12 protein-coding genes are annotated in these 14,850 nt (G+C 43.2%); 2 read left to right on the top strand and 10 right to left on the bottom strand.

The window, feature by feature from the left end:
* Nucleotides 1-78: 78 nt before the first annotated feature.
* Nucleotides 79-1,335: a 6-phosphofructokinase gene (locus tag WKT11_RS02475; RefSeq protein ID WP_117677056.1), complete on the bottom strand. Its 1,257-nt coding sequence runs from the start codon at nucleotides 1,333-1,335 to the stop codon at nucleotides 79-81.
* Nucleotides 1,336-2,069: 734 nt separating this feature from the next.
* On the opposite strand from WKT11_RS02475, the gene WKT11_RS02470 reads away from it, so the two are divergent.
* Nucleotides 2,070-2,948 (top strand): aldose 1-epimerase family protein, encoded by an 879-nt coding sequence (locus tag WKT11_RS02470; protein ID WP_118410576.1) that lies wholly within the window; start codon nucleotides 2,070-2,072, stop codon nucleotides 2,946-2,948.
* 165 nt (nucleotides 2,949-3,113) lie between these two features.
* Nucleotides 3,114-3,986: a homocysteine S-methyltransferase family protein gene (locus WKT11_RS02465; RefSeq protein WP_340282306.1), complete on the top strand. Its 873-nt coding sequence runs from the start codon at nucleotides 3,114-3,116 to the stop codon at nucleotides 3,984-3,986.
* Nucleotides 3,987-4,069: 83 nt separating this feature from the next.
* On the opposite strand, the gene WKT11_RS02460 is transcribed toward WKT11_RS02465, so the two are convergent.
* From WKT11_RS02460 to WKT11_RS02420, 9 genes are all read right to left on the bottom strand, one after another.
* Nucleotides 4,070-5,203, bottom strand: a complete 1,134-nt coding sequence (locus WKT11_RS02460) for a DUF362 domain-containing protein (RefSeq protein WP_119243790.1) — start codon at nucleotides 5,201-5,203, stop codon at nucleotides 4,070-4,072.
* Nucleotides 5,193-6,830 (bottom strand): phosphoenolpyruvate--protein phosphotransferase, encoded by a 1,638-nt coding sequence (gene ptsP, locus WKT11_RS02455; RefSeq protein ID WP_118410578.1) that lies wholly within the window; start codon nucleotides 6,828-6,830, stop codon nucleotides 5,193-5,195. Before ptsP ends, WKT11_RS02460 begins: the two co-directional genes overlap by 11 nt.
* A gap of 10 nt (nucleotides 6,831-6,840) precedes the next feature.
* Nucleotides 6,841-7,875, bottom strand: coding sequence for a polyamine ABC transporter substrate-binding protein (locus WKT11_RS02450; protein ID WP_118410579.1), 1,035 nt, complete (start codon nucleotides 7,873-7,875; stop codon nucleotides 6,841-6,843).
* An 89-nt stretch (nucleotides 7,876-7,964) separates the two neighbouring features.
* On the bottom strand, nucleotides 7,965-9,809 hold the full coding sequence (locus tag WKT11_RS02445; RefSeq protein WP_119243789.1) for an extracellular solute-binding protein: 1,845 nt from the start codon (nucleotides 9,807-9,809) through the stop codon (nucleotides 7,965-7,967).
* A gap of 11 nt (nucleotides 9,810-9,820) precedes the next feature.
* Nucleotides 9,821-10,636 carry an ABC transporter permease gene (locus WKT11_RS02440; protein WP_022381260.1) on the bottom strand — a complete coding sequence of 272 codons (816 nt, stop codon included), beginning with the start codon at nucleotides 10,634-10,636 and terminating at the stop codon, nucleotides 9,821-9,823.
* Nucleotides 10,636-11,682: a spermidine/putrescine ABC transporter ATP-binding protein gene (gene potA, locus WKT11_RS02435; protein WP_445291923.1), complete on the bottom strand. Its 1,047-nt coding sequence runs from the start codon at nucleotides 11,680-11,682 to the stop codon at nucleotides 10,636-10,638. Before potA ends, WKT11_RS02440 begins: the two co-directional genes overlap by 1 nt.
* A 105-nt stretch (nucleotides 11,683-11,787) precedes the next feature.
* Nucleotides 11,788-12,561 (bottom strand): ABC transporter permease, encoded by a 774-nt coding sequence (locus WKT11_RS02430; protein WP_118410581.1) that lies wholly within the window; start codon nucleotides 12,559-12,561, stop codon nucleotides 11,788-11,790.
* Complete coding sequence (locus WKT11_RS02425; RefSeq protein ID WP_118410582.1) at nucleotides 12,558-13,421, bottom strand: ABC transporter permease; 864 nt, start codon at nucleotides 13,419-13,421, stop codon at nucleotides 12,558-12,560. The genes WKT11_RS02430 and WKT11_RS02425 overlap by 4 nt, the downstream gene beginning before the upstream one ends.
* Nucleotides 13,408-14,616 carry an ABC transporter ATP-binding protein gene (locus tag WKT11_RS02420; RefSeq protein ID WP_118609555.1) on the bottom strand — a complete coding sequence of 403 codons (1,209 nt, stop codon included), beginning with the start codon at nucleotides 14,614-14,616 and terminating at the stop codon, nucleotides 13,408-13,410. Before WKT11_RS02420 ends, WKT11_RS02425 begins: the two co-directional genes overlap by 14 nt.
* Between the last annotated feature and the right edge of the window lie 234 nt (nucleotides 14,617-14,850).

Genomic DNA, 14,850 nt, shown 5'->3' with positions numbered 1-14,850 from the left:
TTCTGGCAAGATTCTGATAACGTAAAACCAGGCAGCCAAACACATATCCGCTTCGCTGCCTGATTGACTTTCAATTATTTATCTTTTTCTGCCCTTCTTCAGATTCAGTACCAGATGTCTTGGCATACCATTTACCATGATAGGCTGATAGTCTCCCTGAATCAGTGGTTTGATGTAATCTACAAAGTCTTTCGTTACATTTGTGGCATCTTTATTCATCCATTCTCTTGGAACGAGTTTTTCTTCATTTGCGATTCTGTGTACATCATAAATACCAGTAGCTGCCATATATGGATCATCGGAAACACGATCGATAACAACCATCTTTCCTGTATCTCCTTCGTCAGCCGCTTTGACTGCTGCACCACCAACCATAAATGCTTCATCAATATCTACTCTGGATGCCATGTGGGAAGCACTTCTCTGTAAAGTAGAAAGTTCTACTGCTCTTGTCTTGCAGCCACATTCTGCCGCCAGGAAGTTTGCCAGATATGTTGCTGTTCCCTGAAGCTGCTTATGACCAAATGCATCCACATAATCACCTACACTTCCAAGTTCACATACGTATCTGCCGTCTGCCAGCTTGATTCCTTCTGAAACTGCGATTACGATAGATGATTTCTTATTCAGAAGGTCTTTTACCTTTGCAAGGAATTTATCAACATCGAAAGGAACTTCCGGAAGATAGATCAGATCCGGTCCGTCACAGTCTTCGGATTTCGCAAGGGCTGTAGCGCCTGTAAGCCATCCGGCATTGCGTCCCATGATTTCCATGATCGTGATCATATTTTTCTTATAAGTAAGACCCTGCGCGTCCCGGATTACTTCTTTTGTGGAAGCACCGATATATTTAGCTGCGCTTCCGAATCCTGGTGTATGGTCTGTCAGAGCAAGGTCATTGTCGATTGTTTTCGGAACACCGAGGAATTTCTGTGTCTGTCCGGTAAGGATCGCGTAATCAGATAATTTCTTGATGGTATCCATGGAATCATTTCCACCGATATAGATAAATGCGTAGATGTCTAATTTATTCAGAATCTCAAAGATTTTCTCATAGATTGCTTTATCTTCATGAATTTCAGGAAGTTTATAGCGACAGGAACCTAAAAATGCTGATGGGGTCCTCTTCAATAATTCAATGTCCAGTTCTGAATGGATCTGTGTAGATAAGTCAATATACTGCTCATCCAACAGCCCCTGAATTCCATGAAGCATTCCATATACTTTGTCAAATCCACGTTCAATGGCATTCTTGTAAACTCCGGCAAGACTGGAATTGATTACTGCAGTAGGTCCTCCTGATTGTCCAACAATGATATTTCTTTTTTTCGCCATAGTAATGACCTCCTTGTTTTCATGTTCTATTTTTGTATCTTATTTATCATGTTTTATGTCCATAAGACTTGTTGAGGTAAATTGTAACAAAATTTATTTGTTTCGTCAATATTTTATTGTCATTTTTATACATACGATTTTTATTAAACATTATCTTGTTTTTGCATTTTTCGTTCTATATCTATATATTTTCATCGTTTTTTGTACAAATAGCTCATTTCGTTATATTTTTATGCCTGTTTATATCTGTAATCTGCTCTTGGCCAATGGTTCTACATCAAATAACTACTCTATTTTTATCAAAAAATGTTCATGCTTTCAAAAGCGCAAAAGGACTCAGATACGGGAAGATACGGGAATTAATAACGTAAAAGACACAGATACGGAAATCATTTTCGTTACTGTTCACACGTCACTATCCCGCGAGGTGTTTTGGCATGAAAATGCCAAAATCCCGAGACATACCGCGCGAATTTATGCGAATAGCATAAATTCTGTGCATCGCGAAGCGTATTACTGAGAACGGAGTGAACAGTAACTCATTTTCCAGGATCTGTGATTTGTACTCCTTTATACATTGTGATATACTTATAGCAATGATGTCAATTGCAGATATTTCCTTTTACTGAAAACGAAATAGTTACTGTTGACTCCATTTTCAGTAATACGAAATAAGTAGTAACTGTTTTCTTTCATGGCATCCTGTCAATATTTATATCAAGGAGGACACACTTATGATTCATACAATTGAAAACGACTATCTGAAAGTATCCGTAGATGATCACGGTGCTGAACTATGCAGCATTTTTGATAAACTACATAACAGGGAAGTAATCTGGCAGGCAGATCCGGCTTACTGGAAACGTCATGCTCCTGTTCTTTTCCCCAATGTAGGACGTCACTTTGAAGAGCACTATCGCATCAATGGCACTGAATATCCTTCCAAACAGCATGGTTTTGCCAGAGACAGTGAATTTACCTGCGTAGATATGACTGCGGATTCTATTACACACAAATTAAAATCCTCTGATGCTACAAGAGAAAATTATCCATATGATTTCGAATTAAAGATCAAGCACGTTCTGGAGAAAAATCAGGTCAGCGTATGCTGGGAAATCGTCAATCACAGCAATGAGCCAATGTACTTTACAATTGGCGGACATCCGGCATTCAATGTTCCTGCTGACGGCAGCGCTGACAATAAAGAAGATTACCTACTGACTTTCGACGGACAGGAATCTCTTACTTATCTTCTTCTGGATCCAGCTTCCGGAACTGCTCTTCCTGATCAGACACAGACACTTGAACTTACGGATGGTACCTGCAAAATCGATGCACACATGTTTGACCATGATGCGCTGATCTTCGATAATCAGATTGAAAAAGCCGGCATTGCTTTCCCGGATGGCACTCCATATCTGGAGCTTACCTGCCATCGCTTCCCGAACTTCGGCATCTGGTCCGTACCTGGTTCCTCTTTCGTATGCCTGGAGCCATGGATGGGAAGATGTGATGACTGCGGATTTAAAGGTGACCTTTCAGAAAAGGCAAATATCAATGTATTGAATGTGGATGAGATTTTTAACGCCTCCTATGAGATAAAAATTTATTAATTTTTTTCACTTCTTCTGATAGTTGTGCTATAATGTTGGGTAGCATTTGTCCGATGGTTAGCCAGATGCAGATTGCCGGAAATGGCAGTCGTATTGTGAGCTGCATAAATCAGTAACACAATATGTTTATAACCATACGAAACAACTAAACAGGAGGAAATTCCCATGACAAAAGAAGAATTTCAGAAGCTGACACAGAATGTGGTATTGCTTGACGGTGCTACCGGTTCTAATCTGATGGCATCCGGTATGCCGAGGGGAATCTGTACGGAAGCATGGATCATGGATCACAAAGCGGTTCTGCAGAATCTTCAGAAAGCTTATGTAGAAGCAGGAAGCCAGATCGTATATGCCCCTACTTTTGGCGGCAACCGTTACAGTCTCGGACTTCACGGATTGCAGGATAAGCTTGAAGAGATGAACCATGCACTGGTAAATATTTCCAGAGAAGCCGTAGGACACAGCGTCTATGTTGCCGGTGATATTACCACAACCGGAAAGATGATGGAGCCTGCCGGTGATCTCACTTATGAGATGGCATACGAAGCATACTGTGAGCAGATCAAGGTTCTTGAGGATGCAGGTGTTGATCTGATCGCTGCGGAAACTATGATCAATATCGAAGAAACTCTGGCTGCACTGGATGCCGCCGCATCTGTAAGTTCTCTTCCTGTAATGTGTACAATGACCGTAGAAGCTGACGGAAGCATTTTCAGCGGAGGGAATGCTGTGGAGGCTGCGATTGCCCTTGAGGGTGCAGGTGCCGTAGCAGTTGGTATCAACTGTTCTGTAGGACCTGACCAGCTGGTATCCGTTGTCCGCAATATCAAAGAGAACGTATCTATTCCTGTCATCGCCAAGCCTAATGCGGGCATGCCGACAATCGATGAGCATGGTAATGCCATTTACAACATGAATGCACAGAATTTCGCAGAACATATGAAGATTCTGATTGAGAACGGTGCATCTGTCGTCGGAGGATGCTGTGGCACGACTCCGGAATTTATCAGAGAAGTAAATAAAATTCTCGGCAGATAAACAGGCATAATAAAAGCACATGAGTAGAATATGAGAGGTCTCTCATTTTCTGTCATGTGCTTTTTATATTGCAAAACAATCTGTTATTTCACTTTAATTGCCTTTTTGGGACACATTTCCTGGCAGCAGAAGCACCGAATGCATTTCTTATAATCATACACCGGCGGCTTACCTTTCCCTTTTCGGAAATCTACAGCCTTACCTGGAACCGGACAGCTCTGTACGCAGATTCCACAGCGAACGCATTTATCAGCTTCTATATATGGCTTTTTCTGGAAAATATTTAATGCTCCGGCCATTCTCGTCCAGATATTCTTTCTCACTTCTGTACGATCTACATTAAATTGGGGATTCCCATACCTTTTTACTGCCTCTGACATGGAGATTTCTCCATCCGGAGTAAGAAGAGTAATCTCCTCTTCTTTCCATGTTCCAAGCCCCATTTTCTCACCATGATAGTTTGTCGGAACCATCTCTGGTTTCAGATAGACCAGACGGCTGAATACGCTATCCAGCGCAACAGGATCTGTGGACATAAGTATTACATTCATCTGAACAGGATCTCCTGAGCCGGGGCCGTTTCCTTCCATCGCTACAATACCGTCCATCACATACAATTTCGGGGCAACACATTTGTTCAGATCAATCAGCATTCTGGCAAAGCTGTCCGCACTCGGGTACTGTGTGTGACCTTTCGCTTTGTGAAAGCCATACACAAATCCATAACTATTCTTAACCGCACCTGTGATTCTCTCCAGGGCATGAGTTTTCATTTTACTTAGAGAAATCACGCAGTTCTGCTCCAGCAATTCCTTTGGCAGAATAAATTCTTTTGCCTGAATTCCCTGCGGGTAGTCCACTTTTATCCCCTCTGAATAGTCAATCGCCGGAATCTGATATTTTTCCAGATAAGTATCCATTCCTGTTCCGCGAATCACTGCCTGTGTCGTCCCATGTCCGCAGGAATCAGCAAGAACGATCTGCTCATATCCATTTTCTCTCAGGATTCTGGCGAACGCACCAACCACTACCGGATGCGTGATAACTGCCTTCTCCACTTCCGCTCGTTTCAGCAGATTGGGTTTCAGCAGAATCTTCGCATCTTTTGGAATCAGAGCTTCCACTCCACCCACCAAATACAGTCCCTGCTTCAATAATGTATAAACTTTTTCCTCATCATATTCTCCGCAAGGAAGTAATACTACTTTACTTTTCATTAATCTTCTCCTGGGACAGATCAACCTGCCTCAGTGCTTTTCTTACTGGCAGAATACATGCCGGAACGACTGAAAGGCAATCAACTCCCATTTTCAGGAATTCTTCTGTCAGAGCAGTATCAGCTGCAAGTTCTCCACAGATACAGACACGTTTATTCTCCGCATGTCCCGCTTCAACGACCATTTTGATCATACGCAGTACTGCCGGATGATGGTCATTGTATTTATTTCTCAGCAACGGATTCTGTCTGTCCATCGCAAGCGTATACTGACTCAGGTCATTCGTTCCCAGACTGAGGAAATCCACTCTTCTGGCAAGTTCCCGGCTGATCATTACTGCAGCCGGTGTTTCGATCATAATGCCCGTCCTGATATTTTTATATGGAATTCCTTTCTCCTCCAGCCCCTGGACAACTTCCCGGATAATCGCCTCGATCTCATCCATCTCTTCCTCCGAAGTGATCATCGGATACATCAGCGCCAGATTTCCATAAGCACTTGCCCTGAAAATCGCACGAAGCTGTGCCTTAAACATCCTCTTTCTGTCAAGGCAGAGACGGATTCCTCTGTTTCCCATGATTGGATTCGTCTCATCAGGAATGTTCAGGTATTCTGCCTGTTTATCAGCTCCCAGGTCTGCAGTACGGATCACTGCCAGCCTGTCACCCATCGTCTCCGCAATTTTCTTATATGCCAGAAACAGTTCATTCTCACGAGGATAATTCTCTCTTCCAAGATACTGAAACTCACTTCGCAGAAGCCCAATTCCTGCAGCGCCATAATAAAGAACACTGTTTAAATCATCCATGTTTCCGATATTGGCATAGATTTCAATTCTTCTGCCATCTTTTGTAACATCTGGCTCCTCTCTTAATTTCAGGAGTTCTTCCCGTTCTTCCATATCGGCCTGCCTGCGGATCTCATATTCTTTTCTTACTTCTTCATCAGGATTAATATACAGACATCCTGTATATCCGTCCACAATCCCCTGTTGTCCATCCCATTCTGAATCCGTATCAATCTCAATCAATGCCGGAATATTCATGGTCTTTGCCAGAATCGCAGCATGGGAAATATCGGAACCATGGTGTGTAACGATCGCCATCAGTTTATCTTTATCCATCTCCATCAGTTCCGTCGGCGTGATACTCTCTGTGACAAGAATCACTGGCTCATCACCAAGATCGATTCTCGGGGAAATACCCCCAAGTTCACTGATCAGACGGTCTGAAATCTCACGTATATTTTCCAGTCTCTCCTTGATCGCAGGCTCCTCCAAAGTTCGAAAAGTAGAAACCATCTCATCTCTTGTAGTCATTACTGCATAGGCAGAATTTACTTTTTCATTCTGAATGATACTCTCAATCGCACGCTGGAAAGTCTTTCCATCCAGCAGATTCTTTTGCCGGAGGAAAAGTTCCGCCTGGGATTCCTGAATCGTGCAGTTTTTCTCATAAAGTTCCGTCAGCTGTTCCATCACTCTGGCACGCGCCTGGCGGAAAACATTCAGTTCTTCCCTGACATCTGTGATCTCATATTGATGTATCTGATATTCACTCTTGTGGTAATAGAGTATTTTACCGATGGCGATTCCGGAAAAGGCACCGGTTCCCTTGTAAATATCCATGTTAAACTCCTTAGTCGCAGGCAGCCTTAAATTCAGTCCAGTTCTTCTGATACTGTGCGTCTGCGTCCTGGCTTACATTCTGGACGATCTCGCCCTTTGTAACGTCATCCGGAACTACCAGATCCGGATTTACCAGTTCATCTGCTGCTTTATTTGTACTGTAATATCCGATATACTCTGTGCATTTTGCCGCAACTTCCGGCTGCATGATATAATCCATAAAGGAATATGCTGCATCCTTATCCGGTGCTTCACTCGGAATAAACATTCCCATAATTCCAAATCCAAGTCCTTCTTCCGGATATACTACCTTCAGGTCCGGGTTCTCTGCGAGAGCTGCCGTTACCTGAGAAGTATAAAGAAATGCAACACTTGCCTCTCCGTTAAGAAGTGCATTCTGTGTGTTGTCATCCTGAATCAGACGTACATTCGGAGCAAGCTCCAGAAGCTTCTCTCCTGTTTTCTTGATCACGTCTACGTCCTCTTCATTCATGCTCTCTCCCATGGAAAGCTGAGTGATACCATTGATCACACGATAATTGGCAGTCAATGCAATGCTATCCTCCAGAGACGGATCCCAGAGATCTTTATATCCTTTAATATCAATATCTACCTGCTCCGGATCATAAACGATCAGAGGAATACCTGCTCCATACGGAACTGTGTATTCATCATCCGGGTCATAAAACTGTCCCTGATATAAAGGATTGATATTTCCGATATTCTCCAGAGAATCCTTATCCAGTTTCTCAGCCAGTCCGTCTGAAATGGCAGTTTCCAGAATATAATCATCTGCGATTACAATATCGTAATCACCGCCTTTTGCCATGGAGAGTTTCTCAAGCATAGTTTCGTCCGTATCAAAGTTTGAATAGACAACCTTAACACCTGTCTCTTTTTCAAAATCGTCCAGAACTTCCTGTGGGAACATTCCTTCCCATGTAAAAAGTACAAGTTCTTTATCATCTCCTGCATCCTTAAATCCGGTAAATACAGATCCGGCCATTAATGCACACATTACTACTGCAAGTACTCTTTTTTTCATAAACAGTCTCCCTTCTTATGCCCTGCATTGTTGTCTGTAGCAGCCCCAATCCGCCTTCCACTGTATCGGCAGACAGCGGCTATCCTTTTTTACTTTGCTTTTACTTTTGTCCAGAGTTCTGCAAATTTCTGCTTGATCTTTGGTTGCTGATAAGCAAAGATTTCGTTATTCGGGTTGGTTGTATCCGGAATATAAGAACTGATTCCGGCATAGTCCCCCTCCTTCATTGTTTCAAAAGCACTCTTCACTGTAGAAGTATACCCTACTTCTTCCGTATTGGAAAGAGCAGATTTATCACTGATCATAAAATTGATGAATTCATGGGCAAGCTGTACCTCGCTGCAGTCCTTTGTGATAACCATTGCATCGTACCATCTGTTGGTTCCCTGTTCCGGCGTAAAGTAGTCCAGATTCGGGTTTTCGCTGATAATGTAAGATGCGTCTCCGGAATACACAACTGCCAACGCTTTGTTTCCTGAAATCATGTTGTCGATCACATCATCCCCTGCATAGATCGGATCCATAGTGTCACGCTGATCAATCAGCCACTGATAAGCCTCCTCAATCTCAGCTTCATTTGTAGTATTCATAGAATACCCAAGTGCTTTTAATGCTATCATAAAGGAATCTCTCTCAGAATCATACATGTAAATATTTCCTTTATATTCAGGATTACACAGAAGATTCCATCCATCTTTCAGGTCAGCCTCATTTACTACTGTCTTATCATAAAGGATTCCTACTGTTCCCCAGAAATATGGACAGGAATAACGGTTGTCCGGATCATAGCTCTGGTTCATGACATCATTCAGCAGATTTTTCTTATTCGGAATTTCCTTCCAGTCAAGTGCCTGCAGATATTCTTCTTTGATCAGTCTCTCAATCATGTAATCAGACGGAATCAGCACATCATAAGTCTCACCGCTTGAAAGCTTGGTATACATCATCTCATTTGACTCAAAAGTCTCGTATACAATGGTACAATCATACTCTTTCTCGAAATCTTCGAGCAGGGAAAGATCCATGTACTCTCCTGCATTGTAGACTTTCAGCACATGAGTGGACTGTGCCACGAATCCCCATTTGATCAGCCCTGCCGTAACAGCAACAACCAGAACTACAGAAACAGTTTTTACTGCTTTCCTGTTCAGCTTCCTGGCTTTATTCTTAAACTTCGGAAGCAGATTGGCTAAAAGCAGTACCACGATGATGACTACGATCACAATGGTTGACAAAGCATTGATCGTTGGATTGATACGCTTTGTCATATTATATACAACAATAGAGATATTCTTTACACCATTTCCTGATACGAAATAGGAAATAACGAAATCATCAAATGACATGGTGAATGCAAGCAGTGCGCCTGCAAAAATACCCTCTTTGATCATCGGCACGATAACCTTTGTCAGAGCCTGAAAAGGAGTTGCCCCAAGGTCCATGGCAGCATTTGCCATATTCGGATCCAGAGCCCTTACTTTCGGATAAACGCTGGTAATTACATACGGAGTACAGAATGCGATATGTGCCAGCAGCATAGTCAGATACCCTTTTCGAAATCCCAGAGAAGAGAACAAGAGCATCAGACTGATTGCAGTTACGATCTCAGGATTCAGAATCGGTATATTATTAATATTCAAAAGCAGTTCCTTGATTACCTTCTTTGATTTGGATAAACCGATCGCTGTAATGGTTCCAAGTATTGTAGAAACAATGGTCGCAATGATCGCAATGGTAACAGATACATAAACTGCCTTAATTACTTCCCCATTACCGAGAAGTTCCTGATACCAGCGCAGGGAAAAGCCTGTAAATCTGGTCAGTGACTTGGATGAGTTAAAGGAAAATATCATCGTCACCAGGATTGGCAGGTAAAAGAAAGCAAGGCAGAGTACTACATATAACATTGAGAAAAATTTATTATTACGTTTCATGCCGTCCTCCCTTATTCATCTTTATCCATCTTCTTCATCAGGCTCATAAAGATCAGAATGAGCACAGCCAGAATCAGAGAAATCGCACTTCCGAAGTTCCAGTCGCCAACAGAGATAAACTGAGACTCGATCAGGTTACCGATCAGCATGTACTGTCCGCCTCCGAGAAGTTTCGGAATAACGAATGTGGAAATAGACAGCAGGAATACCATCATGATTCCATTGAGCACGCCGGGGATGGACAATTTCCAGATAACCTTTGTGAAGGTCTGGAATTTATTTGCTCCCAGGTCATAGGCAGCCTCGATAAAGGATTTGTCCATTTTGCTCAGGGATGTATGGATCGGGATGATCATAAACGGCATAAAGTTACAGACCAGGCCAACCACTACGGAAAAGTCCGTATACATCATTGTCACCGGAGAAATCCCCAGTAATCCAAGCAAATGGTTAATGATACCATTGTCTGACAGCAGGTTCATCCATGCATAAGTACGCAGAAGCATATTGATCCATTCCGGAATAGTTACCAGCAGGATCAGAAGACTCTGGGATTTCTCCGGACATTTGGAAATAATATATGCCAGAGGATAGCCAAGTCCCAGACAGATGACCGTCGTCAGGATTCCAAGCTTAAAAGACTTGAAAATAACGCTCATATAAGTAGCTTCCAGGAATTTGCGGAAATTCTCCAGAGTAAAGGAGAACGTCAGCACTTCGTTTCCATCTTCTGTAAATGCATATAATGCGATCAGTATCAGCGGGATGACAATGACCACAAATGCCCACACAAGATATGGTTTGATAAGATTTCTGTACTGTTTCATCAGTAGCTTCCCATCTTACACATAACATGGATGTCTTCAGGCCCGAATTTCAGTCCCACTTCCCTTCCGACTTCCGCATAATCTGTGGTATGAACCATATAAGTACGAAGCTCTGTTTCGATCAGGATTTCATAATGCACGCCCTTGAATGTAATATTGCGCACAATTCCCCTGATCTTTGCCTGACCGGGATCTACGATATCCAGATCCTCAGGTCTTAACACAACTTCGATCTCTTCATTATCCTCAAATCCCCTATCCACACATTCAAACTCAAATCCGTCAAAAGCAACTAGATAATCGCGGATCATGGTTCCCTCGATAATATTGGATTCACCGATAAAGCCTGCAACAAAACGGTTTTCCGGCTCATTGTAGATATCTGTAGGAGAACCGATCTGCTGAATCTCACCGTTATTCATAACAACAACCGTATCTGACATGGACAGGGCTTCTTCCTGGTCATGGGTAACATAGATGAAAGTGATGCCTACTTCCTGCTGAATCTTCTTTAATTCTACCTGCATCTGTTTACGGATCTTTGCATCCAGTGCACCCAGGGGCTCATCTAAAAGCAGGACCTTCGGCTCATTTACCAGAGCTCTGGCAATGGCCACTCGCTGCTGCTGGCCACCGGAGAGCAGAGTTACATCTCTTTTCCCAAAGCCTTCCAGACCAACCATCTTCAGCATACGCTCCACCTTCTGGGCGATGACAGTTTTATCGACCTTCTTCAGGTTCAGCCCGAAACCGATGTTCTCTGCCACATTTAAATGAGGAAAAAGAGCATACTTCTGAAACACAGTATTAACCTCTCTCTTGTACGGGGGAAGCTTGGAGATCTCAATTCCGTTAAACAGTACTTCTCCGTCACTTGGTTCTTCAAAGCCTGCAATGATTCGAAGGGTGGTTGTCTTTCCACATCCGCTGGGTCCCAAAAGTGTCAGGAATTCCTTTTCATAAATATCCAGATTGATGCCGCGCAAAACCTGCTGATCATCAAAATTCTTGGTCAGATTTTTTAACTCAATCAGTTTGTTCATCATCTTTTCCTTCCTCTGAATGTATTCTGTTTTTTCTCTGTTTTTTATAATCCGGCTGTTCCAAAAGCATCTGCCGGCTGTTCAGAATGTTCCTAAAAGCTATAACAATTACTTTTTCTTCTTTGTTATCAGTGAATAAACAATAAAAATAACCAGTGTAGCTGCCAGCAATATGGTACATAACGCATTGATTTCCGGCGTCACTCCTGTTTTCAGCTGTGTGTACACCTTGATCGGCAACGTAGACAGACGCGGTCCGTTTACAAAGATACTTATTACCACATCATCCATGGACATGGCAAACGCAAGCAGCGAACCTGAAATTACAGCCGGCATAATTAAGGGCAGCGTAATATCCCGGAAAGCCCTGAACGGTCCTGCACCCAGATCCCTTGCCGCCTCTTCCAACGCAGGGTCCATTCCCGCCAGTCTTGCCTTCACTTCCATCAGAATATAAGGCACACAGAATATCGTATGACCTATTAACAATGTCAGCATGCCAAAAGGCAGGTTCAACATATAAAAGAATGCCATCAGCACCATACCAAGGATGATCTCCGGTATCATTAACGGCAATATGGAAATGTATTCCAGTGCACCTTTTGACTTCCAGTGAATCCTTGACAGGCCAACTGCGCCCAGAGTACCGATCACTGCACTAACCAGACAGCTTAATACCCCAAGGATCAGACTGTTTACCAGTGCTTCCAGCATTGCTCTGTCATGGATCAGTTCCTGATACCATTTCAGGGAAAAGCCTGTAAATTTCACCGGCAGTTTGGATTCATTAAATGAGAAAACGATCACTACTGCAATAGGGAGATACATCAGGAAGAAAATCAGCCCCATATAAAATCCGGCAAATCTTGAATTCTTTTTCATCCGATTCCCTCCAGTTCTCTGGCATTTGTCACTTTCCTGTAGATCATGATCAGTACAGTTGTAAGTACCATCATCACCACAGCAAGTGCTGCTGCAAATGGCCAGTTACTTCCTCTTGTCATCTGATCCTGGATCAGGCTTCCGACAAGTACCACTTTATTTCCGCCCAGGATATCTGCAATAAAGAACAGTCCCATGGATGGCACGAAAGTCAGGATCACACCCGAAAGCAACCCGGGCAGTGTAAGCTTCAGTGTTATGGTAAAAAATGCCTGTATTCTGGATGCACCAAGATCTCTGGCAGCCTCCACATAAGACCAGTCCAGCTTCTCTGCGCTGGAGTATACAGACATAATCATAAACGGGAGTAGCACATAAATCATACCGATCACAATTGCCGGATAGCTGTACAGGATGGACAGCGGTTTCTCAATGATCCCGAGTTTTATCAATACAAAATTCAAAAGTCCTTTTTTCTGCAGAATAATGATCCAGCCATACAGACGAATCAGGGAATTTACCCAGAACGGTGTGGACAACAGAAGCTGTGCCTTTTTCTTTCTGTGCTCCGGCAGCCTCGCCATGAAATACCCGAACGGATAGCCGATCAAAGCGATCACTATCGTACTGGTAAATGCCAGCTTCAGTGATTCCACAAATGTATTCAGGTATACAGGTTCCAGAATATTTCTGTAATTGTCCAGCGTAAATTTCCAGGTCACCCCAAATCCTCTGGACGGCGTAGCAAAACTAAGCGCCACCATATAGATAAGAGGGCATACCACAAACACAATGGTAAAAATGTACAGTGGAAGTGCCATCCATGCAGAACTGTCAGAACGGCTTCTACGCTTCTTCATGAATATCCTCCCTGTCTACCAGTACTGCATCTGCCGGCAGGAAACTGCATCTTACTGTCTGGCCTTCTGCTACGGATGCGTCGATTCCGTATCTGCTGGCAATCAATTGTGTACCATCGCTCAGCTTCAGGGTTACACGAAGCTGACCTCCTGCAAAGTTCTTCTCTGTAACAGTCGCCTGTAAGCCCGATATACTATTCGTATCATGTATATCCGAAATCCCACCTGCCATACTTATATCAACAATGTCTCCGTTATCTGTACCGGTATCACCGATTGCGGCAGCTTCCTGTAACAATACATTTTCACTTCTCACAGCCAGAGTTACGTTCTCTCCTGCTGTAAGGTGCTGTTTTGCCCCTGTATCCTTTGTATCCTGCTGACTTGCTTCAAGCTTTACAATTACCTTGTCATTTCCAATTTTTACGATTGCATTCTGTCCCTGAATACTCTCTGCAACTCCATGCAGGATATTCGCATTTCCTACAAATGTTGCCACATAACTGGTCTTTGGATGATTATAGATCTCATCCGGTGTTCCGATCTGCTCTATACGTCCGTCCCTCATCACCGCGATCCTGTCAGACATATTGATAGCTTCTTCCTGATCATGAGTGATATAGATAAATGTAATTCCCAGTTTCTTCTGCAGATGCTTCAGTTCTATCTGCATCGCACGGCGAAGCTGCAGATCCAGTGCTCCCAGCGGTTCATCCAGAAGCAATACTTTGGGATTATTCACCAGTGCTCTCGCAATGGCAACTCTCTGTTTCTGACCGCCCGAGAGTTCGGAAGGCTTTCTTTTTTCATATCCTTCAAGCTGAACCAGTTCCAGCATCTGAGAAACTTTTTTCCTGATCTCACTCTTAGGAACTTTTTTCAGCTTCAGACCATAGCCAATATTCTCCGCAACATTCATATGCGGAAAGAGCGCATAATTCTGAAATACCGTATTCACATCCCTCTGGTTCGGCTCCAGACCTGTCACTTCCCTGCCGTCCAGCCAGACACTTCCTGCATCGGGCTGTTCCAGACCGGCAATGATTCGCAGCGTTGTCGTCTTGCCGCATCCCGAAGATCCCAACAAAGTAATAAACTCTCCTTTACTGATCTCAAGACTGATATTATCCAGAACTGCTTCGCCTTCTGTAAAACTTTTCTTTATCTCTTTCAGTTCAAGTGAAATCTCTGCCAACTATACTCAGCTCCTTTCATGTAAAAAAGTTACCAACTAAAAAAGATACAAAACCACGCGTAAAAGCTCTCGCCCCTACATCGGCTTATGCCAATGCTGACGCCTGTTACAGTGCCAGTCTCTGCATGGTTTCGCATCTGTATATGTCCATTTTTCCAATTATAGATATATCCGGTCCGTCCTGTTCCATCCAGTCTGCGGGCACTCCTGACCATGATGTCCACATAAGAAAAC

Source organism: Blautia sp. HCN-1074 (assembly GCF_037890165.1).
Classification (GTDB): Bacteria; Bacillota; Clostridia; order Lachnospirales; family Lachnospiraceae; genus Blautia_A.
The sequence above is the reverse complement of the archived record's forward strand: the minus strand, read 5'-3'. Positions and strand labels throughout refer to the sequence as shown.

Excerpts from the sequence above, each read along its gene's own strand:
- WKT11_RS02475 (WP_117677056.1), bottom strand. The coding sequence starts at position 1,335 with ATGGCGAAAAAAAGAAATATCATTGTTGGACAATCAGGAGGACCTACT.
- WKT11_RS02470 (WP_118410576.1), top strand. The coding sequence starts at position 2,070 with ATGATTCATACAATTGAAAACGACTATCTGAAAGTATCCGTAGATGAT.
- WKT11_RS02465 (WP_340282306.1), top strand. The coding sequence starts at position 3,114 with ATGACAAAAGAAGAATTTCAGAAGCTGACACAGAATGTGGTATTGCTT.
- WKT11_RS02460 (WP_119243790.1), bottom strand. The coding sequence starts at position 5,203 with ATGAAAAGTAAAGTAGTATTACTTCCTTGCGGAGAATATGATGAGGAA.
- ptsP (WP_118410578.1), bottom strand. The coding sequence starts at position 6,830 with ATGGATATTTACAAGGGAACCGGTGCCTTTTCCGGAATCGCCATCGGT.
- WKT11_RS02450 (WP_118410579.1), bottom strand. The coding sequence starts at position 7,875 with ATGAAAAAAAGAGTACTTGCAGTAGTAATGTGTGCATTAATGGCCGGA.
- WKT11_RS02445 (WP_119243789.1), bottom strand. The coding sequence starts at position 9,809 with ATGAAACGTAATAATAAATTTTTCTCAATGTTATATGTAGTACTCTGC.
- WKT11_RS02440 (WP_022381260.1), bottom strand. The coding sequence starts at position 10,636 with ATGAAACAGTACAGAAATCTTATCAAACCATATCTTGTGTGGGCATTT.
- potA (WP_445291923.1), bottom strand. The coding sequence starts at position 11,682 with ATGATGAACAAACTGATTGAGTTAAAAAATCTGACCAAGAATTTTGAT.
- WKT11_RS02430 (WP_118410581.1), bottom strand. The coding sequence starts at position 12,561 with ATGAAAAAGAATTCAAGATTTGCCGGATTTTATATGGGGCTGATTTTC.
- WKT11_RS02425 (WP_118410582.1), bottom strand. The coding sequence starts at position 13,421 with ATGAAGAAGCGTAGAAGCCGTTCTGACAGTTCTGCATGGATGGCACTT.